The organism is Microbulbifer halophilus, from assembly GCF_026183675.1.
Taxonomy (GTDB): domain Bacteria; phylum Pseudomonadota; class Gammaproteobacteria; order Pseudomonadales; family Cellvibrionaceae; genus Microbulbifer; species Microbulbifer halophilus.
On the sequence record NZ_JAPIVK010000007.1, the window covers coordinates 126352 to 153149 of the forward strand.

The 26798-nt window shown below is 56.8% G+C and carries 18 protein-coding genes; 4 read left to right on the forward strand and 14 right to left on the reverse strand.

Features of this window, described 5'->3' with window-relative positions:
- The first annotated feature begins 299 nt into the window (after window positions 1-299).
- Window positions 300-3887, forward strand: coding sequence for a type 1 glutamine amidotransferase family protein (locus tag OQE62_RS05565; RefSeq protein WP_265721010.1), 3588 nt, complete (start codon window positions 300-302; stop codon window positions 3885-3887).
- A 177-nt stretch (window positions 3888-4064) separates the two neighbouring features.
- On the opposite strand, the gene dbpA is transcribed toward OQE62_RS05565, so the two are convergent.
- The 4 genes from dbpA to OQE62_RS05585 all read right to left on the reverse strand — a co-directional run bounded on the left by dbpA (window position 4065) and on the right by OQE62_RS05585 (window position 9179).
- Window positions 4065-5462 carry an ATP-dependent RNA helicase DbpA gene (gene dbpA / locus OQE62_RS05570; protein WP_265721027.1) on the reverse strand — a complete coding sequence of 466 codons (1398 nt, stop codon included), beginning with the start codon at window positions 5460-5462 and terminating at the stop codon, window positions 4065-4067.
- 96 nt (window positions 5463-5558) lie between these two features.
- Window positions 5559-6755 carry a formate-dependent phosphoribosylglycinamide formyltransferase gene (purT, locus tag OQE62_RS05575; protein ID WP_265721011.1) on the reverse strand — a complete coding sequence of 399 codons (1197 nt, stop codon included), beginning with the start codon at window positions 6753-6755 and terminating at the stop codon, window positions 5559-5561.
- 439 nt (window positions 6756-7194) lie between these two features.
- Entirely contained in the window at window positions 7195-7947 is a 753-nt protein-coding gene (locus OQE62_RS05580) for an RIO1 family regulatory kinase/ATPase domain-containing protein (RefSeq protein ID WP_449288961.1), read from the reverse strand.
- 308 nt (window positions 7948-8255) lie between these two features.
- Complete coding sequence (locus OQE62_RS05585; RefSeq protein WP_265721012.1) at window positions 8256-9179, reverse strand: M14 family metallopeptidase; 924 nt, start codon at window positions 9177-9179, stop codon at window positions 8256-8258.
- Window positions 9180-9479: 300 nt separating this feature from the next.
- On the opposite strand from OQE62_RS05585, the gene OQE62_RS05590 reads away from it, so the two are divergent.
- Complete coding sequence (locus OQE62_RS05590) at window positions 9480-10619, forward strand: Fic family protein (RefSeq protein WP_265721013.1); 1140 nt, start codon at window positions 9480-9482, stop codon at window positions 10617-10619.
- On the opposite strand, the gene tnpB is transcribed toward OQE62_RS05590, so the two are convergent.
- Both tnpB and tnpA read right to left on the reverse strand, forming a co-directional pair.
- Entirely contained in the window at window positions 10606-10860 is a 255-nt protein-coding gene (gene tnpB, locus OQE62_RS05595) for an IS66 family insertion sequence element accessory protein TnpB (RefSeq protein ID WP_265721014.1), read from the reverse strand. The genes OQE62_RS05590 and tnpB overlap by 14 nt on opposite strands.
- Entirely contained in the window at window positions 10860-11153 is a 294-nt protein-coding gene (gene tnpA / locus OQE62_RS05600) for an IS66 family insertion sequence element accessory protein TnpA (protein ID WP_265721015.1), read from the reverse strand. The genes tnpB and tnpA overlap by 1 nt, the downstream gene beginning before the upstream one ends.
- Between tnpA and OQE62_RS05605 the strand changes: the two genes are divergently transcribed.
- Window positions 11154-11876 carry an alpha/beta fold hydrolase gene (locus OQE62_RS05605; RefSeq protein WP_265721016.1) on the forward strand — a complete coding sequence of 241 codons (723 nt, stop codon included), beginning with the start codon at window positions 11154-11156 and terminating at the stop codon, window positions 11874-11876.
- A 171-nt stretch (window positions 11877-12047) separates the two neighbouring features.
- Here the strand turns inward: OQE62_RS05605 and OQE62_RS05610 are convergent, their stop codons facing one another.
- Window positions 12048-12392, reverse strand: coding sequence for a hypothetical protein (locus OQE62_RS05610; protein WP_265721017.1), 345 nt, complete (start codon window positions 12390-12392; stop codon window positions 12048-12050).
- Between the two features lie 236 nt (window positions 12393-12628).
- Here OQE62_RS05610 and OQE62_RS05615 point away from each other — a divergent pair, with 236 nt between their 5' ends.
- Window positions 12629-12898: a hypothetical protein gene (locus OQE62_RS05615; RefSeq protein ID WP_265721018.1), complete on the forward strand. Its 270-nt coding sequence runs from the start codon at window positions 12629-12631 to the stop codon at window positions 12896-12898.
- A 193-nt stretch (window positions 12899-13091) separates the two neighbouring features.
- On the opposite strand, the gene OQE62_RS05620 is transcribed toward OQE62_RS05615, so the two are convergent.
- The 7 genes from OQE62_RS05620 to OQE62_RS05650 form a co-directional block, all read right to left on the reverse strand.
- Window positions 13092-15461 (reverse strand): DNA polymerase II, encoded by a 2370-nt coding sequence (locus OQE62_RS05620; protein WP_265721019.1) that lies wholly within the window; start codon window positions 15459-15461, stop codon window positions 13092-13094.
- Window positions 15462-15575: 114 nt separating this feature from the next.
- A complete protein-coding gene (locus OQE62_RS05625; protein WP_265721020.1) occupies window positions 15576-16829 on the reverse strand; it encodes a sensor histidine kinase in 1254 nt (417 codons plus the stop codon).
- Window positions 16829-17533, reverse strand: coding sequence for a response regulator transcription factor (locus OQE62_RS05630; protein WP_449288962.1), 705 nt, complete (start codon window positions 17531-17533; stop codon window positions 16829-16831). The genes OQE62_RS05625 and OQE62_RS05630 overlap by 1 nt, the downstream gene beginning before the upstream one ends.
- A gap of 27 nt (window positions 17534-17560) precedes the next feature.
- On the reverse strand, window positions 17561-19942 hold the full coding sequence (locus OQE62_RS05635; protein WP_265721021.1) for a TonB-dependent receptor: 2382 nt from the start codon (window positions 19940-19942) through the stop codon (window positions 17561-17563).
- Window positions 19943-20249: 307 nt separating this feature from the next.
- A complete protein-coding gene (locus tag OQE62_RS05640) occupies window positions 20250-20573 on the reverse strand; it encodes a hypothetical protein (RefSeq protein ID WP_265721022.1) in 324 nt (107 codons plus the stop codon).
- Window positions 20574-20986: 413 nt separating this feature from the next.
- Entirely contained in the window at window positions 20987-22900 is a 1914-nt protein-coding gene (locus tag OQE62_RS05645; protein ID WP_265721023.1) for a hypothetical protein, read from the reverse strand.
- Window positions 22893-26606 (reverse strand): HTH domain-containing protein, encoded by a 3714-nt coding sequence (locus tag OQE62_RS05650; protein ID WP_265721024.1) that lies wholly within the window; start codon window positions 26604-26606, stop codon window positions 22893-22895. Before OQE62_RS05650 ends, OQE62_RS05645 begins: the two co-directional genes overlap by 8 nt.
- Window positions 26607-26798: the final 192 nt, after the last annotated feature.

The following is a 26798-nucleotide window of genomic DNA, read 5'->3' on the forward strand; positions in this document are numbered from 1 at the left end:
ATAGTTCACTGGGCGGATATAGCCGGAAGGCGCCGCAAAAGGGCAGGCTTTGGTCAAAACAACTTTGAGACAACTAATAACGTCCTGACACTCACATCAACTTTTCTATGCGGGAGCAAAACTTTACGTAAATCAGAACTTATCGCCGAAAATACTTGGGTAAGCATGATCCAAAAATGAAACTCGAGACAAAATCCTTCTTCTTGAATATCTCATATCGACAATTCCGAAATCCCCGCTTATCGTGAAAAATCTCCGTGCCACACGCAGGAGTCGAATCATACCGGGGAGGGATTTCCATGCCAATCAATGTTCTTATTGTCCTCGATGGCGACTACCGGTTTTCCGTACACGAATCAGAGCCGTACACGGGGACACAGGATTTCACTTACAGCACGCTGGTAACGACACTCGAAAGTGCCGGTATGAGCGTTACCAAGGGCCATCGCGATACGGACGTAACTGCAGATATCAATGATTTCGACTTCTCTGAACAGGATCTGCTGGCATACGACGTAATCTGGCTTTTCGGGCATCATGGACGCAACCAGTTTCCGGGATCAGAAGTTTCCAGCGGCAATCACCTGCTCACTCCCGAAGAACATGCGGCTATCGATGCATTCATGGAAGCGGGCGGCGGCATCTTTGCCACCGGCGATCACGACAGTATCGGTGCAGACACCGGCGGCCATATAAAACGCGTGCGCGCGATGCGCACCTGGTTTGGTGCCGGGGATTCCCAGGGAGATACTCTTCCAGCGGGCTTTCCGCGCAACCACGACGTGGTCGGCCTGGAGCAGGCAGATACAGTACAGGGGAACCCCCAGGGCGATTACAGCGGCGAAGACCAGCCTTTCAGGTTCTTCGAGAACCAGTCCGACTCAGTACCGCAGCCGATAACGCCGAGCGGCTCACCGGCGCACCCGGTACTGCGGCGGGACGGAAACGACATCACAGTCTTTCCCGACCATATGCACGAGGGCAATACGCTCGGCGAAGACGAACTGGCGCCCTTCATCGACGGCGGCACACTGACTGACTTCCCCTCCCTCGATGGCCACCTGGAACTGCCCCGGGTAGTCGCCACGGGGCAATCGTTTGCACAGCATTCAAAATTTGCCACTGGCGGCGACTTTCTCACGCCGGTGCTGCCCAGCCCCAAGACCGTTAATACCCTGAGCACTTACGACGGCCGCACGGTGGGTATGGGTCGCATCGTCACCGGGGCTACCTTCCACCACTATATCGACATCAACCTGACCGGCGACTCGGATATCGATACGGAGGATGAGTTTGACCTCACCGGGCCAGACGCAGCCAAGGGGCAGGGATTTGGTTACCCCGGCGCCGAGGAGACCTTTTCCGATATCAAGGCCGCCTATATCAATATCACCAGGTGGCTCGCACGACCGCGACCGCGGATCGAACTCATTCTCGAACGCAGCACCTTCAGCCAGGACGAGTCGATCGCCGATGGCCAGTTCAACGGCGCTTTCCTCGTCACCGTCGACGGCCTGAAGCCCGACCAGTTCCCGGGCGGCGGCATCACCACCCTGAGCCCTTCCCAGACGCAGCTCAACAACTGGGCGCCGGAGCTTACGCCCGAAGACAGTACCGGCATCTCGATTGTCCCCACGGATATCGACAGCGACGACCCGGCACTGCCCGCACGACTGCAGCGCTTCACCTTCACCTATCGGGTGATGGTTGATGCAGACGCGGCCTTCGAATTCGGCGGTGAAATCCGCACCCTGCGACTGGATGCGGAACTGGACGCATCCGGCGTCAGTGCGCCGCTTGCGGACAGCGCCTGGTTTCAGCTGGTAAAGGCCGCCAACCCCTTTATGCTCGATCTCGCCAACGACAACGAAAAGCACTGGCTCAGCTCGGATATCCGGGTGTTCACAGTGGTTGCCGGCGAATCGAAACTCGGTCACATGCTGCCCGATGCCGCCACACCCGATCAGGCGCGCAGCTACCTGCAGAGCGTCCTCGCCGATCTGTCGCCGGCACAGTTCGAGAACCTCCCCGCTGCCCAGGCGGAATCGCAGCTCAGCCCTTTCGCCACCACCACAGTGAGCAACAAGAATGTCTACAACTTTGCCATCGCCCGTGTTCGCCTGAACGGCGAAACCGTGACAGCCGACGACGTCCGGGTTTTCTTCCGCATCTTCACCACACAGACCACCGCGGCACTGACATTCCGGCGCACCGGCGGCGACACACCGATCGATGGCACACCCACGGCGGGATACAAGCAGACCGCCGGTGCCAACCCGATCGCGCTGCCGGGCGAGACCGCCGGCGGCGACGAATGGCTCTCCTTCCCGATGTTCGCAACAGAGCGCGCCGCATCGCCCGACGGCCAGAGCGACGGCGACAACGTCAAGTCGATCGCACCTGTAGAGGACAGCGAGGTCACCACCTTTTTCGGCGCCCTGGTCGATAACAATCTCGATTCACCGCCCTACCTGCCGCCCAGTCCGGGAGGCGGAATGGCAGTGAGCCCGGCATCCCTGCTGATGGACGCGCACCAGTGCCTGGTTGCACAGATCGAATTCAGCGGCACGCCGATCCCGGATTCCGCCAGGCCCTCCACCTCGGACAAGCTTTCCCAACGCAATATCGCGATGAGCGCCATTGCCAACCCGGGCATAGACGCCTCGCGCATGGCCCTGCATACCTTCGAGATCGATGCGACACCGAGCCCGATCACCGACGATTACTGGCCCGACGAACTGCTGCTCGAATGGCATGGCTCCGTACCGGACGGCACCTTCACTGCCGTCTATATCCCCACCTGGCAGGCCGCGCAGGTGATCGAACTCGCCGACCGCTTTTACCCCCGCCACGAGTTGTACGAACTGGACGAGCACACCGTGGCCGTGCCGGGCGGCGGCATCCGCTACCTGCCGGTGCCGCGACACCTGAAGCGACAGACCGGTGTGCTGCACGTGCACTTCCCCCTCGGTGTGCACAAGGGAGAACGCTATGATGTGTCCGTCCGCCAGGTCACCTATCGCGACCGGGCGGTAGAACGCCCGAAATTCGAGGGTCGCCAAATTTCCCGAGCGGAAGCCCTAAAGCTGCTCGCCTCGGTTCAGGACAGTGGCGAATTCCGCGAGCAACTGCCCCGCGGTGCCTTCCATATCGGCAATGACCAGGTGGTGGTCACGGATACCAAAGTATTTGATATGGATGGGGATAGCCCGGTGCTGATCAAGGTTCCCGGCAAGAAGGCACTCGAGCGCTTTGCGCGGCAGTCCGGACGCTGGCGCGAAACCCTGGGCGCTTTCCAACTGGGGATTCCCGTTTCAGACAAACAGACCCTGGCCCCGGAACTGCTGCGCCTGCTGGCCCTGCTGCGCTGGCGCGCCGACTTCCTTAAGCCCTCGAGCCGCTGGTATACCACCTTCCAGCGTTATATCGCGCTATTGACCGACAAGGTGCGGGCGCTGGGCGCCGATCCCTTTTCCGTCCCACCGTCTGCCAATCCCCGGCCCCCCGGCCACGGCAAACCCGGCGATGACGGCGGCGGCCCGACAGACGGCGGCGAGAGTGATGGCCCCTTCCTGGAACCGGGAGACGACGCCTGGCTGGACGACACCAAGGGTCTCTCGTCGCCCGACGATGCCGGTGCGAAGGCCTTCTCCGGCAAAGTCTCGGGCCTGCTCTACGATCACTTCGGGGATTTCGAGGGCTTTACCCTCGAAAACTACGCCGGCAACCACAGCCGCTTCTTCAGCCGCGAACCGGCCATCATGGATCTCGCGATGATGGCGTGGCGCGAGCGGCATATAGTCACCGTCATCACCGTAGCGGCGGAAAGCCGCCGCGTGCGGCGGTTGTTACTGCGGGGATATCCCGGCGGCAACGGAGGAAGCTGACCACGACCGTTTCCCCCCTGGGCGCGCCGAGCTCCAGCTCGGCATGCGGGCCGAAGGCCCGCCCCCGTAGGGTGCGCCGTGCGCACCGCCGGAAGCCTGGCAACGGTTTCTGGTTTCCCGGTGCGCACGGCGCACCCTACGGTCTCGCATTAGACGATCCCGCCAACACTGAAAAACTCAGACACCCACAATCCGCGCCCGAAACTTACGCCCCTTCAACTTCCCATTCGCAAGTTTCCCCAGCGCTTTTTTAGCCACCACCCGCTCCACCGCGACAAAGGTGGAAAAGTCGAACAACTGAATCTTGCCAATCTGAGCCCCATCGATACCGCCTTCACCGGTCAGCGCACCGACCACATCGCCGGCACGCACCTTCTGCTTCTTCCCGCCGTCGATCTGCAGCGTAGCCATCACCGGCCGGGAAGGCGCAAAGCCCCCGGGCAGCGGCGGAACTTCCTGCAATGTGATCGGCTGCTGCATCAACTCTTCCAGCCGCTCCAGCTTGTGGATCTCCTTCTTGCCAACCAGAGACAGCGCCATCCCCTTCTGCCCTGCCCGCCCGGTGCGGCCGACCCGGTGCACATGCACCTCCGGGTCCCGCGAGAGGTGGTAATTCACCACCACCGGCAGCTCTTCAATATCCAGGCCACGCGCGGCAACGTCCGTCGCCACCAGAATGGAAGCACTGCCGTTGGCAAACAGCGCCAGCGTGCGATCCCGGCTTTTCTGCTCCATGTCCCCGTGCAGTGCGAGCGCGGCAAAACCGGCGCGCTTCAGCGTCTGGGCCGCCTCTTCGGTTTCCCGCCTGGTATTGCAGAACACCAGCGCGGAGGAAACGTCGAAACCGGCCAGCAGCTGGTACAGCGCCGCGGGCCGCTCCTCGTTGTTTTCCACCCGGTAGTAATTCTGCTCGATCGTGCTCTGGCTATGCGCCGCAGCCACTTCCACCTTCAGCGGATCTCGCAGCACCCTGGTTGCCAGTGCGTCGATGGTCCTGGGGTAGGTAGCGGAAAACAGCAATGTCTGCCGCCGCTGCGGCAGCGCCGCCAGAATCCGATCCAGCACCGCCTGGAAGCCCATATCCAGCATCCGGTCTGCCTCGTCCAGCACCAGCGTCTGCACCTCGCCCAGGTCCAGGTTGCCCTTGCGCAGATGATCCTCAATACGGCCGGGTGTACCCACCACGATATGGGCCCCGTGCCTGAGCGAACCGATCTGCGGCCCGAACGGCATACCGCCGCACAGGGTCAGGATCTTGATGTTGTGAATGGCCCGCGCCAGCTTGCGCAGCTCCCGCGCCACCTGGTCCGCCAGCTCCCGGGTGGGACACAACACCAGCGCCTGCACCCGGAACTGCTCTACCTGCAGTTTGTGCAGCAGGCCCAGACCAAAGGCCACAGTCTTGCCCGAGCCGGTCTTGGCCTGGCCGATCACATCCCTGCCCTCGACAATCGACGGCAACGCGGCGGCCTGGATTTCCGTCAGGCGGGTATAGCCGAGGTCCTCCAGGTTCTTGAGGAGGGGCTGCTGTAGTGGCAGGGACTGGAAATCGCGGGGGTGGTCGGAATCAGGCATTGTCAAAACAGGGACTCGGTTGGGGAATGGCGGCGTATTGTAGGCTCTACAGCACCCCCTGCCCATCTCAAGCCCCCTGTATCAGGATAGTGGCCGCTACAGTTTTATCTCAACATCGGCAATCACCGCATTGGCGGTATCGCGCGCAGTCTCGATATCATCGGCCCGCGCCAGGGCAACACCCAATCGGCGCTTGCCGGCGACTTCCGGTTTGCCAAACAGGCGCAGCTGGGTATCGGGGCGGGAGAGTGCGGCCTCCAGGTTGCCGAACTGTATCTGGGTGGAATTGCCCTCTACCAATAGAACCGACGAGGCCGAGGCGCGGTGCAGCTGGATATTGGGAATGGGCAGGCCGAGAATGGCGCGGGCGTGCAGAGCGAACTGGGAGAGGTCCTGCGAGATCAGGGTCACCAGGCCGGTATCGTGTGGCCGCGGCGAGACTTCACTGAAGATTACATCGTCGCCTTTGACAAACAGCTCCACACCAAACAGGCCGCGGCCGCCGAGGTTATCGGTCACCGCTTTGGCAATCTCCCGGGCGCGATCCAGCGCCGCTGCCGACATGGTCTGCGGCTGCCAAGACTCCTGATAATCGCCATCGGCCTGACGGTGACCGATAGGCGCACAGAAACTGGTGACGATATTGCCACTGCCGTCATTGTGACGAACAGTAAGCAGGGTGATTTCGTAATCGAAGTCGACAAAGCCCTCGATAATCACTTTGCCCTTACCGGCACGGCCGCCCTCCTGTGCGTCGGCCCAGGCTTTCTCAATCTGTGAGGCATCGCGCACCAGGCTCTGGCCCTTGCCCGAGGAACTCATAATCGGTTTGACCAGGCAGGGAATGCCGATCTCGTCGACAGCGGCCTTGAATTCCGCCTCGCCGGCAGCAAAACGGTAGCGGGAGCTGGGCAGCCCCAGGGTTTCCGCCGCCAGGCGACGGATGCCTTCGCGGTTCATGGTCAGTTGGGTCGCCCTCGCGGTGGGGACAATATTTACCCCCTCCCCTTCCAGCTCGGCCAGGGTGTCGGTGGCGATGGCTTCGATCTCCGGCACCACCAGGTGGGGCTGCTCCTGTTCGATCACCCCGCGCAGGGCATCACCATCGAGCATGTTGACCACATGGCTGCGGTCGGCCACCTGCATCGCCGGGGCCTTGGCATAGCGGTCCACCGCAATAACTTCGCAACCGAGACGCTGCAGCTCGATGACAACTTCCTTGCCCAACTCGCCGGCGCCGCAAAGCAGGACGCGGGTGGCGGTTGAAGAAAACGGGGTGCCCAGAGTAGCCATGGAATTTCTGCCTTATTGTGAATACTGCGCGGGATGTCGTGGAGCGAGGCGATTGTTGATCGTCGGTGGAAGTGATCCGCTGGCGGGACCGCACAGCTGATCTCTCGCCGGCTGCCAGAATCGAGCTCGACCATTTTGTTGACGCCAACAAAATGGTCGCCGACCTCATGCCCGGAGACTTCGCAAGCCGTTTTTGCCTTGACCCTCGAAGCTTTCTGTCATGGCGTAGATCACATCATTGTTCATTTTCTAGCCTCCCCTCCTGGCATGACATTGAATTCTTTACGGGACAATTCCACACAGCGCTCCCGCTTTAATATCGGTACAGTCGGAAGCAGAGTAGAGTCCGCGAAGCTAATGGCTACACTCAAAATTAACACAGTAGTGGCTTATATACGTCCGGCTATACCAATCGGGCTATGGGTGAAGTTTTTATTACCTACTCGTCCCAAGCCGGCGCCTTGCGCTCGGCCTCCTCTTCGCGAACGTCATCGATGACGGCCATCAGGTCCTCGACATCGGCGCTGGTGGTGTCATGCTCGAAATGCCCGGTAAGGGCACTGTCCGGGTGCAGTCTACCCGCCTCGTAAAGCGCCCAGATTTCCTTGCCGTACTCGGTAGTCAACAGCTCCGGGGCGAAGCGGCCGAAATAGGCGCGCATATTGTCGACATCGCGCTCCAGCATCATGGCGGCGTTGTTGTTGCCGGCAGCATCCACCGCCTGTGGCAAATCGATGATCACCGGGCCTTGGCGGTCCAGCAGCACGTTGAACTCGGAAAGGTCGCCATGCACCAGGCCGGCACACAGCATGCGTACGACGTCGGCCATTACCTGGCCGTGGTAATCGCGGGCCTGCTCCGCGCTCAGCGTGACGTCATCCAACCGCGGGGCCGCGTAGCCCTCGTCGTCGGCCACCAGTTCCATCAGCAGTACGCCATCGACGAAGCCATATGGCTGGGGAACGCGCACGCCGGCCGACGCCAGCCGATACAGGGCATCGACCTCGGCATTCAGCCAGGCCTGCTCCTGCTCTTTCTGGCCGTAGCGGGTCTTCTTTCGACATCGCCCGCGCGCGGCGGCTGTTGCGCCCCTTGCGGCCTTCCTGGTACTGCACCGCCTGCTTGAAGCTGCGCTGCCTGGCCTCCTTGAAAACCTTGGCACAGCGCAGGTCGTCGCCGCTGCGCACCACATACACCTGCGCTTCCTTGCCGCTCATCAACTGGACAACGACTTCGTCGATCATGCCGTCGTCGACCAGCGGTTGTAATCTCTTGGGTACTTTCATGGTTGCTGGCAATCAGCCCTCTCTGGTTCAGGTTCGAATGGCACTATGTGGAGAGCCGGTGGAGGAATTTTCGTAGGATGGGCAAAGCGAAGCGTGCCCATCAAGGCCGCGGAAGATGGGCACGTCGCTGCGCTCCTTTGCCCATCCTACAAGGAAAGCCGGCTTATCTCAGTGCCATGCATCCTGTCGGCGCAGCCGCCGATTCTTGCCCCTCCTACCGGTGCGCCAGCGCGTAATCGATCGCCGCACACACCGCGGCAACCTGCGCGGTATTGCATTGCTCGGGCGTCGCGCGGGGGCTGTCGGGGTAGACCTCGGTGGTGGTCTTGTAGGGGGCGTTGGTGATGCTGGCGCACAGGCCCAGCTGCTTGAGCGGGTACTGGATGACGCCCGGCGCGACCACCGGCGAGCCGATGATCTCGCCGTTGCCATCGGCCGGAGCGATATGGGTGACCTGCTCCACCGCCGCGATCACGGCCTGCTGGAATTCGGGCTGCGGGTTCTCGCTGTCGTCGACCAGATAGAAGCCATCGGGAATCCCGCCCGGCTCGAACGGCTTGCCATCGCGGGCGGCCAGCGCGGGGCGGAACTCAGTTTCGTCAGTATCGGTAGTCTCGTGCAGGTCGATATGCAACAGCGCACGATCGCGAATGGGCGCCACCAGTCGCATCAGCGCCGCTGACTCCCCAGCCGGGCTGTCATCGTGGAAGGAGCGGTTCGGGTCGACCGCCTGCGGATTCCAGCGATGGATGCGCTCGTAGGCCCAGGGGCTGACGCAGGGCGCGACCAGCAGGTTGACGCGGCCTGCGTAATCCGCGGCATGCTGATCGACGAACTGCAGTGCACCGTGTACACCGCTGGTTTCGTAGCCGTGCACGCCGCCCGTCACCAGCACCACCGGCAGGCCATCGCGCCAGTCGCGGGTGCGGATCGCCAGCAGCGGAAAGCTCTCGGAGCCGTATTCCAGACGGCCGTACTCTTCCACGTCGAAACGATCACGCAGGCGCTCGATCTTGCCTACCACCTCGGACTCATAGCTGCGCTGGCGGGTCTGTCGCGACAACCACTGGTTGCGCTCCGCCTCGCCCCAGGGCGTGCCGGGAGTGCCGATTGGATAGGATGCTGGGGCCGTATTCATTGCGCTTGTTCTCCGGTGATAAGCGAGGCAGGCATTCTAACATTCGATCTGAAACATCGTGGGCAGGACACAAAACCAGCGTTTGCTCCGGGAACTGGCCCAACGGTGCGACGGCCTCGCCATCAATCCAACGGATAGCGAATTTGACATGGAGGATATGTAAAGGCGCTGCGGTTTGAGTTTCTGACATACAAAAAGTCATATATCAAAAATGACCCGATTTCTGACATAACACTTGCTTCCGGGCAAGAACCTGACATAAGATTCCCAATACGTCAAAAAACGCAGAGTTTCTGACATATGAACATCGTGGATTTTCAGGCCGGTCGCTATGAACAGCGCTACCAGTACCAGGCTTTCCTGCCGGAACCCATCTGCCATGAGTGGCTGATTGCCGACCCGGAACTGACGGACTTGCTGGGCCGGGCCGACCGTGCCCTGGGTGAGCTGAATGCCTTTAGTCAGTTGATTCCCGATGTCGACTTCTTTATCCGCACCTATGTGGCCAAGGAGGCAACTCAATCCAGCCGTATCGAGGGGACGCAGACCAATATCGAAGATGCCTTCAAGGCCGCTGACGACCTGAACCCCGAAGCGCGTGATGATTGGTCGGAGGTACAAAACTATATCCGCGCGGTGAACTATGCCATTGCCACGCTCGAGTCACTGCCACTGTCCATTCGCCTGCTACGGCAAACCCATGCCCAGTTGATGCTGGGCGTACGCGGTGAGCAAAAGTTGCCCGGTGAGTTTCGCAGCAGCCAGAACTGGATTGGCGTGAGCCTGAAAAACGCCGTATTCGTGCCGCCGCACCATGAGCATGTCCCAGACCTGATGGGGGATTTGGAGAAATTCCTGCACGCCGACCAGTTTTTTGTGCATCCACTGGTGCGTATCGCCATTGCACACTACCAGTTTGAAACCATTCACCCCTTTCTGGATGGCAATGGCCGCCTGGGACGCCTGATGATCTCCCTGTACCTGGCGGCAGAAGGCTTGATGCATAAACCGGCGCTGTATCTGTCGGATTATTTTGAACGCAACAAAACCGCCTATGTGGATCACCTGATGGCGGTGCGCCAGGGAAACAAGCTGCGCGAATGGCTGGTGTTCTTCCTGTTTGGCATTGAAGAAACTGCCCGCGCTTCTGCCAGCGTATTCCGCGCCATCATTGAATTGAAGCAGCGCATTGAACGCGACGTGCTACCGCGCTTCAGTACCCGGCGCCAGGACAAGGCGCACGAGCTGATACGCCAACTCTACGCCCAGCCGGTAGTGGATGTGAAATGGGCTACAGAGACGTTGGGCACTGCCACCAACACCGCCGCCGCCTTGATCACCGACCTGGTTCAGGCAGGCGTATTGCTGGAAATTACCGGGCAAAACCGCAACCGGCTGTTTGTTTTTGACGAGTATTTGAGATTATTCAGGACAACGTGAGGGCGGCAATATGGCTACTGCCGGTACTCAGGCGCTTGTACCAGACCACGAAGCCGTTGCGTTCCCAGTACAGCAGTTTGATCTTGTCCCGGCCGCGGTTGCAGAACACGAAGAGGACCTCCTGGGCCGGTGACAGTTCCATCTCCTGCTCGACCAGCGCCGCCAGGCCGTCGATGGACTTGCGCATATCCACCGGCGCCATGTACAAGTAGACCTGTGCCGACTGCCTTGGCCGCAGCATCAGGCCTGCTCCCGGATGAGGCGCCACAATAACGGAAGGGTCTGTTCCAGGGCCGATGCCGGCAGCTGCATATGAATACCACCGGGCAGGGCCAGCTCCACCGGGGCATCCCGGACTGGCATCGACACAGGCACCAGTTTGCGCCGGCCCTTGTTCTGCTTGTTGCGCCAATAGGTGAAGGTGCTGAGCTTCAGGTCATGCTGCTGGCAGTAGGCTGCCTGGGACAGGCCGCTCTCCTTCCAGCTGCTGATGTGCTGCTGCCAGAAATCGGATTTGCTCTGTGTGGTGGTCATGTGGATCTCCTAATTGTTGAAAATCAGGAGCGTACCCGGAAGAGGCGCTGGGCTTTAGGTGGGGTTTATCGATCGCTTACTGACATTGTCGGCTATGGTGAGTCCGATAAACCTGATGCAACCTATGACAAAAAATACTTCGCCGCTTGGCTAAAGCAGTTTTTCGTGAAGCTAAAAATTTCCAAGGCACATATCTTAGGGCTATCTCAAGGTGGAGCAATTGCCCTTCAGTTTTCGATCGACTATCCAGAGATGGTTGACAAGCTCATTCTTATTGACTCTGGAGCACTGGGTGCAAAATCGCCTCCATTGGCAACAATCGGGATGGTTCTGCAGAACATCTTCCCTTCCACCCTAACGAGCCGATTCTTTTCTCGTTATATTTTGTTTGATCCTAATAATAGAGACCCAAATCACGAGCGTTATTCCATAGAGGTGCTAAAAAGTAAAGGTAGAAAAAATGCATTTACGCAAGGCCGGGGTTCAGCTGTTTCAACCATTCATAAGAGCTCGCTAAGCAATATACACAATAAAACATTAGTGATTTGGGGTGAGAATGACCAGCTATTCCCAGCTGAATACGGCGCTAAAGCAGTAGCAGTTATGCCTAACGCTACATTATTGAAAATAAAGCAAGCAGGCCATCTCCCGCTCATGGATCAACCGAAAATATTTAATAAAGTGGTTATGGACTTTCTGAATAATCCAGAGACTGCACACTGAGACTTGAAGACAAAACTGTCTTGGTAACAAGCTCTACTAGAGGAACAGGCCCAGCTGGCCATCCACCAGACTGTCAAAATCCAGTTCTATGGAGGGCAAATTGAACACCCATCAAACGGCCCCTTACCTCCTTGGGATATCCGGGTATTCACGACGCTCTGGAATAGGTGTTCATGCTCGCCGGAATACGCAAGAGGTTTTCAATAACGCATTCAGGGAGAATGTTAATGCCTTGATTTCCAGCCCCTGCCAATCGTCCAGTATCGCTAGCTCTCCCCCTGAGAAACGCCGGGATGCCTTGATGCGCGTAGCGGTTTGACGTTGTTCGACAAGCCGCGCAATGGCCCATTCACTAATTGGCCGATCTGTTAACGGACACTGATCAAACCAATCCGATATCACGTCGGCAATGGAAAGCGACTCGGCGGTGATGAAATCGCACAGCTCCATGGATAGCAGTCTGGCGTTTTCGGCAACTCCGTGCATAGCTGTTAACAGCTCATCTATTTCGCCCATATCCCACCTCTCAGCAGGCCGACTACTCCGTCAGCAAATAGCTACTGCCGAAGCCTCGCCCAGGCCCCACCTCTAACCGACTGCGCAGAAGAGCCCTACTGTACGGCCACCAATTTATCAAAATAAACCATATTGATCAATCAAAGTATACTATATTGATAAAACGATGATGGCTACCCTGCTTTGAGGATATTCACAATACGGAGGTGTTCACATGATCGGCTGGTAGTTTGACGATGCAGGCGCTGACAACTCGCGAAACGACGCTTTTGATAGAGGGTGGAGCCAAGGCTTCCAACCTGAAGCTGGTCCGTGTGAGGCACGAAGGTAAACGCTATTACCAGATTGAATTTGTGCTGAACGCTCGCGGTACTGAAAAAGCTTCCCAGCTAATTACTACCCGAAATGAGCCGCACCGCTGGGCGGACCTGAATCGAGCGGTAGCATTTGTCGAGCAACTGTTCCCGGATAACAATGAAATTCGGTTGATCGTTAAAAATCGTTAACGATTTAACCAGCAGCACTTCCACGATCCGCGCCACGCGGAACTGCTGGCTCTTTCTCGCCACCCTGGGCACGCTCAGCTAGCTGTGCAACTCTCCGCTATTTCTGCCTGCAGATCCAATTGCGCTGCCTGAAGTACTGATGGCGAGCGGGACTTCAATAGCGGACCTTTTGCGCGGGATGTGATCCCGATGCTCAATCGGTCACTCCGAACAGGCCCAACTGGCCATCCACCAGACTGTCGAAATCCAGTTCTATGAAGGGCAATATGGCATCGGCCACCGGCTTGAGCTGCCTGTCGATATAGTGCTGGTAATCCATCGGCGACTGGCGGTGATCCACTGGCTCCGGGCCATTGAGGGTAATCACGTAACGAATCCAGCCCTTGTTCTGGTAGCGGGGTGCCAGCCCCTGCTGGCGACGCATATCGTCAGCCAGTCGCGCTGCGCGTACATGGGGTGGCACGTTTTTTACGTATTGCTCCAGCTTGCGCCTGAGTCGCTTGCGATATACCAGCTGCTCGTCCATGTCCCCGGCCCGGGTTTTCTCCACCGTCTCGCGGATAGTGTCGGACGGATCTTCCCCCTGAAACACCATCGCGTAGAGTTGGGTCTGGAACTGCTTGGCCAGGGCGGTCCAGTCGCTGCGCACTGTTTCCAGGCCCTTGAATACCAACTTTTCCTCGCCCCCTTTCACCACCAGACCCGCATAGCGTTTCTTGGAACCGGCCTCCGAGCCGCGAATGGTGGGCATCAGAAAGCGCCGGTAGTGGGTTTCGAATTCCAGCTCCAACTCGCACTCCAACGCCAGCTCCCCTTTGAGCTTGTGCCGCCAGCGCCCGTTGATCTCGCTGGCCAGGCCCTTGCCGATCGCATCTGCCTCATCAACGCTGGGTCGGCCGCTCAGCCAGACAAAGATGGAATCGGTATCGCCGTAGATTACCCGATGGCCCTGTTCCTCTATCCAGCGGGCAGTCTGCTGCATGATCTCGTGACCGCGCAGCGTGATGGAGCTGGCCAGGCGCGTGTCGTAGAAACGACAGCCCCCTGAACCCAGCACGCCGTAGAAGGAGTTCATGATGATCTTGATGGCCTGGGAGCGGGCGGCATCCCGCTCCCGCTTGGCGATGTCCCGCTGGGCCCAGAGGTTGGTAATGATGTCCGGCAGGAAGTGCCTGTCGCGGGAAAAGCGCGCACCGCGAAAACCGGGGATGGTATCGCCCTCCTCCAGCTCCTCAGCCAATCCTTCAACCAAGCCCATAGGATCGATCTTGAAGGTGCGGATAATACTGGGATAAAGGCTCTTGAAATCCAGTACCAGCACGTTGTCGTAAAGGCCCGGCCGGGAAGCCATCACATAGCCGCCCGGACTGGCCAGGCCGCCGTCGGCCGGCAGGTTGGGGGCCACATAGCGGCTGCGGTGCAGTTTGGGCAGGTAGAGGTTGGTGAAGGCCGCCACGGAGCCGCCACTGCGATCCAGCTCGAGGCCGGTGAGCTGGGCCCGCAGGCGCAGGTAATCCAGCAGCCGGGTGTGCTGGAAAATGTCCCAAACCAGGCGGCAGTCCTCCAGGTTGTAGGCGGCCAGCTTGAGTTTATTGTGGCGAAAGTCGTGTTCAATCGCGGCCAGGCGGTTGTCCACGTCTTCGGTGTCCTTGCCCCTGCCCAGCAGGGTTTGTGCCACGAATTCCAGGCTGAAGCTTTCAAAGTTGTAGGTAGCGCTCTTCAGTCCGCCGATGCCGTCCAGTACCACGCGGCCCGGCAGCGTCACGAAGCCCTGGCTGCCTTCCCGGCCATCCCGCCAGCGGGCATCAGCGCCACCACGCCCCAGCTTCAGGCGCAGGCCGTGGCGCCCGGCCCTTTTCAGCAGCAGCCGAAAATCAAAGTCCACCACCGACCAGCCGATGATGATGTCCGGGTCCAGTTGTTTGAACCTGGCCTCCAGCGCTTTAAGCAGGGCCCGCTCGTCATCCACCCAGTGGATGGCGGTACCGGCGCTCTGCGGCTGGCCCTCCGCTAACCCCACCATTAGCACCTCCTCCACGCCATCGCCGTAGAGACCGATGGAATACAGCTCGCCCTGGCCGGAGCACTCCACGTCCAGGGAAACCACCTTGAAATCCGGCTGCACCTCGGCGCCCTTGAGGCGCACCTGGCGATATTCCGTATAGCCGTCTCTGGCCCGGGCCACACCTTCAAAGTAGAGGCCACCCCGGGCAAAGCGCTCCATCAGGTAACGGTCGTGGAGACGAAAATCCCCTTCCAGCACGTCGATGCCGCGATTTTGCAACAGGGTCTGGGCCCGGCGGTGGGCGTCGATCGTGGGAAAATACAGCATGGCCGCTTCCTCGCGGCCAAAGGTCTGGAAGCCCAGCTGCTGCCAATCGTAGGGCACGCCGGCCAGAGCTTCGGTCACCTGGGTCCGGTCCGCCACCTTCACCATAAAGACAGGGCGCTCGCCATCAATGACCAGCTTGACCGGGCCCTCGGCCGTGGCCAGCCAGTAGTGGATGCAGGTGCTGCCGCGCTGATCAAAGCTGTGGCGGCTGAGGAGGAATCCTTGAGGCAAAAGGCTGTACTGGGTTGAGGCTTGTGTTGGTGATCGGCGCTATTCTACTGGATAAATGCACAGATATCAGCAACCGCCAGAGCTGAACGGGAGGGCTCTGGTGGCCTGCCGTCGTCACCACGAAAGACGGGCGGCTACGCGCGCCTCATCAGCGTGCAGCGAAAACGACCAGCCATTGCGCTCACACAGCCGTTGAACGATACCCAGGCCCAGACCATACCCGTTAGGCGACGACACCTCGGTCGGTGTGCTCCGCTCATCAGCTTCTCTACTCACCTGATTGGTGACGAATAGCACCTGCTCTTTGATGTGAATCGTGATCGGTCCCTGCCCGTCAAGCGTGTGCTCGAATGCATTTCGCACCAGATTATTGACCGCGATAGAAAAAGCCTGTGAATGCCCGCAGGCAATGGGTTTTGCTAGGTCATCGATTTCCACATCGATCAAGTCGATTTCAACATCGACGAACTTGCCGTTCAACAGGTGGCGCTGCTGATCTATCGCCTGGCTTACCAGCGGCATCACTAAAAACTGCTCTTCATACAACCCATCGTCGGTTTCGCGAGCGAGGCACAGGAACATTTCAATCATGGCTTTCATTTCGAACGTCGCACGCCTCACTCGTTCTACCACCTTCGCATCGGCCGTTGACAGATTGCTTTGTTCCAGCAGCTCAAGCGCGCCTATTATCACTGTGATCGGCGTCCGCAACTCATGACTGGCTGAACTGGTAAAATATCGCTCCCTCTCTACAAATGCACTGATACGCTCAAGCGTCTTCTCAATGGTCCTGGCGAGCACGCCAACCTCATCATCGCCGAACCGGCTGGATTCTATGCGTTTGTGATCTTCGGCCGATAGTTTTTCCGGATCGATGTCCGCGACCACTTTGGCGAGTTGCGCGACAGGGGCCACCGCTCTACGCATCACAAGAACCCCCAGCCCGAAACCAAGAGCACCCAGCGTACCCACGACACCGGTGATAACGAGCAGTAACCACCAATCCTCTGACGACGCAGCCTCAATCCCGGCAACGTCGAAAACCACAAATGCGTTCTGCTGTTCATTGTCGGTAGGTATTACCGCGACATGCAACTCTTCCGCTTCGAATTCGTACAACCCTTCATCGGGGTTGGTCTGCGCCCATTCCCTGAGTGATTCCGGCAAGCTACCAACCTCATCGTATCCGCGAAGGTTCGTCGCCAGAGAGGGATAGCTTTCGGCGGCACGCTGTAGCTGTTGCGCCAGTACCCGGTCTTCGCTCAACCTGATCGCACCGAAGAAAGCGAATCCCCAGGCCACGCTGAGCACAGCAACACACATCGCGAATGCAATTGCGACACGCTTGCGTAAACTGTACCGGTACATTATTGAGCACCCTCTGCAATTCGGTACCCTATGCGATGCACCGTATGAATTAGCGGGCTATCAAACGGCTTATCGATAGCCTGCCGCAGCTTGTACATGTGCGAGCGAAGCGCATCACCATCGGGGCGCTCGTCAGCCCACAACAAAGTTTCGAGATCATCGCGGGCCACAACAGACGGCGCTTCCTCCATCAATCGTTGAAGTAGTCTCATGCCAGCAGGGGTGAGATCGATGCGCCGCCCCGCGCGATGCACTTGTAATGTGGACCTGTTCATCGTTAGATCACCAACAGTCAACAGATTGTCGGCTTTTCCGTGCCTACGTTTGTACAGCGCCTGCAGTCGCGCATGGAGCTCTTGCAATGCGAATGGCTTGACCAGATAGTCATCGGCTCCCGCCTTGAACCCCTTGAGTTTATCGTCAAGAGTGTCTCTCGCCGTCAGCATAAGCACGGGCGTCTCTATTCCGGCATCAGTTCGCAGCTTTTGGCAGAAACTTAGGCCATCCATCCTTGGAAGCATCAGGTCCAGAACAATAACGTCGAACCGATTCGTCAACACCAGGTGCATCGCGCTTATACCGTCATAGGCAAAATCCATAACGTAGCTATGCTTTTCAAGATACGCGGCAATGTTCTCGCAAATGTCGCGGTTGTCTTCGACAATCAACACTCTAATCGGCACGGCACCAAGCGCGTGTACCATCTGCTGCTCCCCCTTACCAGGCACGACTTACCAGGCATAGTCCAGCCGCAGGCCAATAAGCGGCTCGGCTTCGCTCTCATCTTCCACTTCAATGCCTCGGCGATAGTCAAACTCGTTGTCGTCGCTCGACGACGCTGCCGTTACGTTGATGACATCGAGAAAGGCTGTTGTATCTATAGGGCCAAATGCGCGCCGGTAGTCAACGCGAACATTCAACGAGCCGGAACCGCTATTGCGACCGACATTGCGCTCAGTGATCTCTTTCGAGAAGCGTAGAGGTTGTCCGGCTCCCAATACGTCTGAGTGAACAATAAACACATCGTCTGGCCTGCCGGAAAGATATTTGTAGCGTCCGGCGACCTTCCAGCGGTCGTTGATTTCCCAGGTCAGGCCGAGGGTAGCGACATGCTCGCGGCTGAATTCGGCGGCTAGGTCACCGCGACCGTCTTTTCGGTCGACTTTGGCATCGTTATAAGAATAGGTCGCGGTAGCGTAAATACCCTCACGAATCGTACCGTTGGCCACGATATCGACGCCGTACGATGTACCTTCGCCAATGTTTGCAAAGGTTCCGCTTGCTCGATCAAGGTCTACCACCAGGTTGTCGAGGTTTTGATAATAGGCTTCAGTCAACACCGACCAGCTATCATTCGGGAAATACTCAAAACCCAAACTACCGTGCGTGATTTCTTCGTTCTCAAGGTCGTTCGACTCGTTAGCGGCAAGATCTAAAAACCGTGGCGACTGATGAAAGAGTCCTGCAGTCGCAAAATATCTAACCGTTTTACTCGGCCACCAATTGACGCTGAACCTGGGCGACGCGAAGCTTTGGTCTGCAAAACCGTCCCGCTCGAACCGCACGCCTGTGCGAAAATCCCAATCGCCCCGCTCAAAAAGTTGTTCTACATAACTTGCATAGCTCGTTTCTTTCTGAATTAGTGAAGAGTTGATATTCGCGGGCGTTAGCACAATATAATGCTGATCGGGGTCCGGTCTAAAATCATCGTCGTCGTAGACAAATTGGATCCAATCGCCATCCAGGACGGTGTTGTAGTCCAGTTCCATTTGCGTTACCCGCGCACCGGCAGTGAACACGCCCCATTGATTCACTGTCTCGAAGTCGCTTCTCCAGCCGATCTCTGTCTCATCTTCACCGATGGTAATAATGTCTTCCCGCACCGGGAAGCTAGACGCCGGCGATCCCGCAGGTACGAGATCAGGAAATGATTCCCCCTCTGAGCTGATCTTGTCGCTTGTGCGGTAATAAACCTTGTTGGTCCAGACAGCTTCTTCACCAATCAATGATCGCAATGTCAGACCGTACAAATCACTATCTTGTTCAGAATCTTGAAGTGCAGTATCTTCGAAATTGGGTGACGCAAAAACGTGAGTCACGCCGCGGGTATAGTCTTCGTGTGTATCCATCAGTAGAATTTCGAAGGTGTGGTTCTGGTTGACTGGTATGACCGACTTTACGATGACGTCTCTTAAGACAGGCTCCCCAATATCGAGTTCTTCGATCGTTTCAAATAAAGCACCGAAATCCAGTCGTCGAGCAGAAACGAGCAAAGTAGAGTCTTCAGTGATACCGGTAGGGCCGTCGTAACCAACTTCATAGCCCGCAAGGTCGAGGCGCAGACTTGCTGAAGGGCTTGGATTGCCATCAGCGACTTCCAGTTTTAGTAGCGATGCCGCCCGGCCACCATAAGCCGCACTCCACCCACCCGGTGAAAATTCTGCACCACTGATCACGTTCGGTGCGAAAATCGAGAAACGGCCGCCACCACCGACATCTTCTTCTTCACCCAGAGTCGCATCAAAGTGTATCGCTTTGTCAAAGGGAAAATCATCGACGAATAGCAAATTATCTCTTGGGCCACGGCCGCGTACGCTAAAGCTCGCGAATTCACTGGAGGATGCCAGGCCAGGCAAACCGTCCAGCGAGAGGAGCGGATCTGCGCCACCGCCAACAGCACCTCGCAATGCTTCTCTATCGAGGTAGGTGCTGTTAGCTGATAATGCCTCAGCCTGCTGTCCGAGAACCGACACTTCCTCAATTGCCTGCCCTCCAAGCTCGAATTCAAGCTTGATATTTTTGCGCGTAACCACGCGTACGCTTGGCTCATACAATGCATTGAACCCGCCTTTGGCTATCCTCACCGAGTAGAGGCCCGGGTCGAGCTCTTCAACGACGATGCGACCTTGTGCGTCGGTTTCTACAGATCGTGTGGAATTGGTATCCCGCTCCTCAATCGTGACCTGCACGGCTGGGAGTGGCCGGTCAGTATTCTGATCTTTGACTACGAAAGTCAACGCACCGGGCGCCTCTGCTGCGTGGGTAAAAAGTGGACACCCAATCAGGAGCGCCGATAGAGTCAACCGCGATACCTGCCTCAATTGCCTGCTCATATTGCTATCCCTCCAACCATCTGCCGTATTTATTTGATGAAACGCTGGGAGGTTAGCAACGCCAATGTGACTAAAAAGTCGCTGGAATGTGAAATCTATATCGGCCCACAAAAGCAGCCTAAAAATCAACCAGCCGCCATAACTGAGATCGCTTTCCGAAGAAACATGCAGAGCAGCATCTTTATAATTCTGGATATGGCTGCTTTCGATAGTATTTGAGTCCCCCTTTAAGTCAACGGCTTAACTTCCCTGCAATGAATTTGACCTCAGATGCCGCTCTACTAGATGGTTACAAGTTGTATTTCGGTTAAATATTGAACAGGCAGGGGCAGGCATTAACGGTCATGGAGACGAAAATCCCCTTCCAGCACCTGGATGCCGCGATTTTGCAATAGAGTCTGGGCCCGGCGGTGGGCGTCGATCGTCGAAAAATACAGCATGGCCGCTCCGCACGGCCAAAGCTCTGGAAGCTCAGCTGCTGCCAATCGTAGGGCACGCCGGCCAGAGCCTCGGTCACCTGGGCGCGGTCCTCGACCTTCCCCATAAAGACAGGGCGCTCACCTTCAATGACCAGCTTGGCCGGGCCCTCGGGCGTGGCCAGTAGTGGAGCAGGTGCTGCCGCGATGATCAAAGCTGTGGCGGCTGAGGAGAAATCCTTGAGGCAAGAGACTGTTCTGGGTTGAGGCTTGGATTGGAACTTTGCGCTATTCTACTGGATAAATGCACAGATATCAGCAATCGCCAGAGCTGGGCGAGAGGGCTCTGGCGGCTTGCCTGACCTATATCGACCTCAATCCGGTTCGCGCAAGAATGGCAGAGGCACCGGGGGAATGTAGATCTCCCCAACATTATTCTCACATGTGGTTAGCTTAGGTCCTGCAGTGACAAGGCTAAAGCCAGAACACTTTAGCTATTCTGTTGCGAATTCTGTTTAAGGTTCTGTACCACTTCCGCCAAAATACAAAGTGCAGTCGATACACATCTCAGGTGTCTTCAGGTGAGCCTTTCTCACCCTTTGAAGCTAGTCCTACTGCGGCTGTGTCTTCAAGACGCGAACGCGGCCAAGGCAGCATCAGCTATTGCACAATGCCGAGCAAGCGCTGGCTCCATCTGAACTAGACTACGCAGCGTGAGGAGAAAGTCTTTAGCTGCATCCTTGTCTGCAGTCTCGAAGGCGATTTCAGTCATCCATTCACCGGCAAATCGCGCCCAGTCGTCAAGGTTTTCGTGCGAGGCTGCACTGATCATGGCGATGCGTATCTCGTCACTGGGATTAGCCATGAGCCGTTTGCGACGCCGCATCACGCGTGTAAGGACGCGAAGCGCGTTGGCTAGGTCGGTGCCTCTCGTTACTGCGGCTACAACTGCGAGGCCTCCAATGAGCCCGAATGACTTGTCTTCATCCCCCACATTCTCAATTGAGAATTTGACTCTGCGCAGGGCGTCTGCAGCAAGGCTCGACTGGCCTTCTGGTAAATTGAAGAGCAGAGCGGTATTTACTAAGCCTGCGAAGGAGTTTGCTTCGAGGTGGTCGGCTTCAAGCATCACCCTGACATCTTTCAAAATATCGTCAGGGATCGCATGTCTGGGCGTTACCCCGCCCTCCAGTGGGCCCGGAAAGTTTGAGAACGGCCAGCGGGCGGCATTTGCAAGCTTTGAAGTCGACTCGAGAAGAAGTGTCCGCAAAGACTCGGTTTGGATCTTTGTTTTATTCCGGGTCGCTGCATTCGAGATGCGTCCAACAAACTCGGCTCGGAGTTGATCAGCACTCGCGAAGTCCGGGAGCCAGCGCGGTTCACAGCGAAGGTCAATCAGCCCTTGGAGAAGGAAGGTATGGCCGAGACCTGAGTTTCGAGCCCACTGTACGACGCTTGCAGGGTCGATGCGTGAACAATTTATCGAACGAACTATGAGCGAAGCCTGTGCTATTGCAGCCTGCTTCCGATAGAACGGAGGTGGACTTCCTAGTGTGCACCTCCTAGCCAATTCTGAGCTTACCATAACGATCATCGCCGACAGCAGTGCAAAGCCACTGCTGTCATTCTCCGGGTCGTCTGCAATAAGCCCTTCGACCATCTGTTCAATGAACGGCGCGAGTTCTGGATGGGTATCAAGATGTGATAGAGCAACCTCCACCGCGCCGACCTGAGAAATTGGATCACCGTGTTCAGTCAACCATTGATAAGCTTTGGTCAGCTCATCACAGCTGAGGTTCTCGATCTGAATGTAGTCTGCGATCTGCTCCATTGAACAGGTTAGCAGCGCATAGAGCAATCCATGAAAACTGTCCCAGCGCTGAAGGCCTGAAATCTGCGGCTTTGCTTGGGCGTCTATGAACTCCTCGACCGAAGTGGCAGAGCCGAGCTGACCTACGAGTCGTTCATAGTAGCGAAGCTCGCATGGTACCAATGTTGTTACATCGAAATCTGCCTGTTCCATGCTGGAGTGAAGAGTGTGGTAGACGCTTACGGGTGTCCACTCGATGTCAGTCATCAACTCCGCAAACTCGTCATCGCTGAGCGGTGCGCCGGGGATCCGGGCCAACCAGCTTTGGTAGGCTGCGCCCTCGAAATTGATTTCCTTGGCGGTCCTCTCAAACCAAGCAGTTCTAACGGCTGCATCTTCTGCGATCGCAGAGTGGTCCGTGATGGAATAGTGTTTGTCACCGCTGTTAATTGAAAACAATAGCGATTTGTCTTGCGGCTGCACAAGCACAGTCCAGTTGGAGTCGCCTTGAGCCTCAACGTGAACCGAGATCTCAGGTTTCCGAATAGCCTTACGAATAGCATCGTAGAATCGGTCACGCCGGAACGACGGTCCGCCCTTTCCCAGCGTTACCTGGGTTACAGTCGAAATACCCCACCGCTCAATGAAGAGCCTGTCATCGAGAAGGGCATGCCTGATGCGTGGTGGTAGCAACTTAAGAGCCGCATCTACAAGTATCGGCTCACTAGTCATCGGAATACTCCAGATCTTTGACTAAAGATTCTATTCCTTGTGAGACCTGCAACTTTGCATGTCCAATCAGGAATGAATAGGTCTCGGGGTCTTCTTCCTCTATCGGACCAAGTACGCGCGAGTCGAGCCAGCGCCAATATGCCGCTTTGACAGGCTCTGGCTCGGCTACGGGCGCCATCATTAAAAGCGCAACCCAGTTCCGATACCGCTTCATAAGATGATGTGCATCCTCATTCAGGCGGTGCGTCCAGCCTCTCACATCACTCAGCGTGAGAAGCCAATCTGATCGAGCAACGGTCACAGATTCATCCAGGCCATCCTTCCATTGATTTCTCAGTGTTAGAAGACACGCGCCGAGTATGTTATTTAACCATGAGAGCTCCTTTGGCGACTGGAGAACCTCACTCATTTGGAGTCTCAGGATGCTTTCCCGTACCGCCCGCAATTCTGCGGTTTCGGTGAGGACCCCATTCGCGATGGAGGCGTAGGATATCAACCTTGACAGCTCTGCAGAGTCGAGCGGTATCATGGCAAAGTTTGCTCGTCGCAATGTGGTTCGCGCTTCCTGTTTGCGTTCAGTCGAGAGTACGTTTCTACGCTGCAGCACGTCTAAGATATCCAGTGTTGTCAATAGCGGTCTACTGGCAGCTTCTGACGAAATTGAGGCGTGCTGGTTGACAAAACGGTCATCAACAACACTTGCATCAGCCTGATCCACAAGCTTCAGCATGGCGACCGTAGGGTGCGCCATCATATTTTGTGGCCCATCCTCAATGCCGCCCCGGATCACCCTGCCAAGTTTGACCTTGCCGTTTTCCAATCCCTTCTTTACATGCATGCGCATTCGTTCAACGATGTTAACAACATCGGCACCTTTCGCGTCGTATGTGATTAAAGCATCAGTTTGTTCAATTGTTCTGTGTGAGACAACCGCTGTGATGTCGGCGCGATGCAGTTTGGGCAAGAGACCAAGAGGCTCGAGGTGTGAAATGGTGACATCATCTAGATAGAGAATAGCTCCATCGGTGATCTCGTGATTGGATGGCCAAGATCTTTCACGTATCTGCAGTGCAGCGCGAGCAAGCTCGGCCTCTGACGTTGTGAGTATCCCCTTCTGCACAAGCTTGTCCACTACTTCCAAGCTACTGCAGAAATAGGATTCATAAGCGCCAAGATCGGCTTCCTCCTTCATGAACGTACTGACCTTATGCACGGGTCGTCCTCGGACAACTAGCCGTTGTCTTGAATCCAGATGATCTTTGGATGAAGCTTCAGCAACCAGAGCGGCAAGTTCTTCACCAACCTCAAGGATAAGGCTCTCTGGGGGGATCGTGCTGCCCTCGAAGACTTGTAGGTGGCGTTCGTCGATCATACGCCTGAGATCCTGAGCAGCTGCTACTCGGCTGGGCTGATGAAAAAGAATCCTTGCTTTCTCTTCAAAGAGCCACGCGAGTGTATTGTGAGGAATGATGATTCTATCGAATATCTCGATGTAGACATCGAGGAGACCTAGGAATTCAGCTGTCATGAGCGATGTTGGATCCATGGCGATAACCCTTGGATCGACTGTGTGCTTACCGCGTCCACCGCTGAAACCATAAACTAGTGGCCGCTTGCGAACATCCATCTCACTCAGATTGCTGAGCGCTGGCAACAGAAAGAGGCTGATGAGGGACTGGTTGAGAAGCTGGCCTGCGGTGAAGATTGGAATCTCACCCTTGACAAGTAGGTTCCAAGTATCGGTTTCATGCTTTTCCCAATCTGGTTTGAGATTAACTAGCTCCTCAAGGCACAACTTCTGAACGGGGCCGTCACTGCCCTGTTCTGAGAGCGTGGCCGCTCGTTCGAACCATTGATGAACTTCGGGGTTATGCTCCCAACTGGCTGTAGATGCTGCCTGATAGCAGCTTAGCAAGATGGCCGGATCATCAGAGGCTTGCCATGCTGCCTCACGAACAAGATCTTTTCCTCGCGCAGTGCCAATATGCTGGGCGATCTCGCCAGCCCTGACTAGCTCAACAGCTGTCCGCTCGTTGCGGGCACTCCACTCGCTTTCGATAAATCCTTGCAGCGACTCCCAGTCTCCGGAAGCAATGGTGAGATTGATTAGTAATTGGCGTGCATCAGCCGAGTCGCTTTTCTGGCGCAGTGAGTCCAGCACTGAACGCGCTTCTTCAATGTTACCTTGCTCAAACAATGTCTGTGCGTGAAGTAGATGAATTCCATCGTCGTAGTCTGTGAGAGCTGGATACTCCGCAAATACTGCGAGTACGTCACTAAGATGTTCTTGGTTGTATAGCGCAATCGCATAGCGACGCGCATCGGTGATATCACCTGTCTGATCCAGTAGCAGCTTTCTGTACGCAACGATCTTCTCCCAGTTTTTTGCCTCCTCATATGCGTCAATTAGGAGACGCAAGTCGGTGATGGATCTACTTTTCCCGTAAGTCGCGAGCCGTTCAGCGATTGGGTCGCTCCCTGTGGCTTCCGCCAGCTGGCGCCGAAGCCGCCTTGCCTCAGCGTCGGTAAGGCCCCGATCTATGGACTCCTGCAAGCGTACCTGCGCCTGTGCGGTTTGATCGGATTTGACGAGCATCTCGATCTCAAAAAAGTAGACACTCTTCCAACCAATGTGCTCTAGGAGCTGCTCGCGATGCCGTTCGACATAGTCAGCAGCATCTGCGTGGCTCTTCTGCATGACCGCCAAAGCGAAGCGGGCGATCGCCGCATCGCGGGAGGCTCCTCCGCTAAGAGCTGTCAGGCGATCGACCTCCTTTTCTACCTGCACTAGATCAACAGTGATACCAAATTGGAGCGCGAAGTTGAGGCGTCGAAGAAGTGTCGTCCGATCCTTTAGGCTTTCGACCAACTCGCTCTGTGCTTCCGTCGCCGTCTCTGGGTTCGTGAGTCGCAACCAGAGACTCCGATCGGCCGCGTGTCCGGCTATAGCGTGCAACCCAAGATTTTCCGCGACCGAGTGCATACGCTTGTAGAGATTGGCAGCTGCCTGCCGGTGAGCAAGGCTCTCAGGTTCACTCCGTAAGGGGAAGTTTGCAACATCAAAGGGGACGTGCTGTATCAGCAGCATACGCAGTTCATCGGGAACCGCCTGCATGAGGTATGCGTCGGCGGCTGCGAGGATTAGCGCGGGAGAGCGCTCAAAGTCGGCATCGCTCAGGGCTGTCGCTGCTTCAAATGCACGAGTCCATTCGCCGTTTTCCAGCGCTTCTTTGAGGTAGAAGAACTTTGCATCACTATCGAGATTGGCAGGGGCCAGCTCCGCTTCCTGGAGCCATTGGTAGGCCTTATCGAAGCCCTTCACCTTAAGTACACTGATATACGCAGCGCCACGCCCTATTGGCGTACCGACATTGGTCAGCTCCCCTAGTGCCTCGTTTAGATGGCCGCGTCCGGCCGTGATTAGCCCGCGCGCGATAGCTGTCAGCTCATTGACTGGGCTCGCTATAGCTTCAAGTACTGACTGGGCTTCATCAGGCACTGGCATTGAAAGAAACCTTGCGCACCAGGCGAGGGCCTCAGCCTTGGCGCTCCTGCTTGCCAGAGCGAGGCCGCCACTTTGTAAGCTCTCAACGAGCTTTCGTGTTTCGAGTATTGTGTCAAAGACACCAAATAATCGACCTTTGCGCAAGCGTTCCAACTGCCGTGCTACCTCGCAATCGATAACTGCTGTGTCCACGACTGTCATTGCGGAATCTGCTTCGAGCTTTTGTGTCAACTCCCCAATAGCTTTGGTTTGCGCTTTGCTGTCTTCTGTCAGTTTTTCGAGTTGGTTCGTATTTTCTTCTATGGCTTCTACGGTCTGAGTTGCCTGTGAACGGCCGCCAAAAGGTCGACTATTAACCCGGCATTCAAATAGGCATCATGCGGCATATCGAAT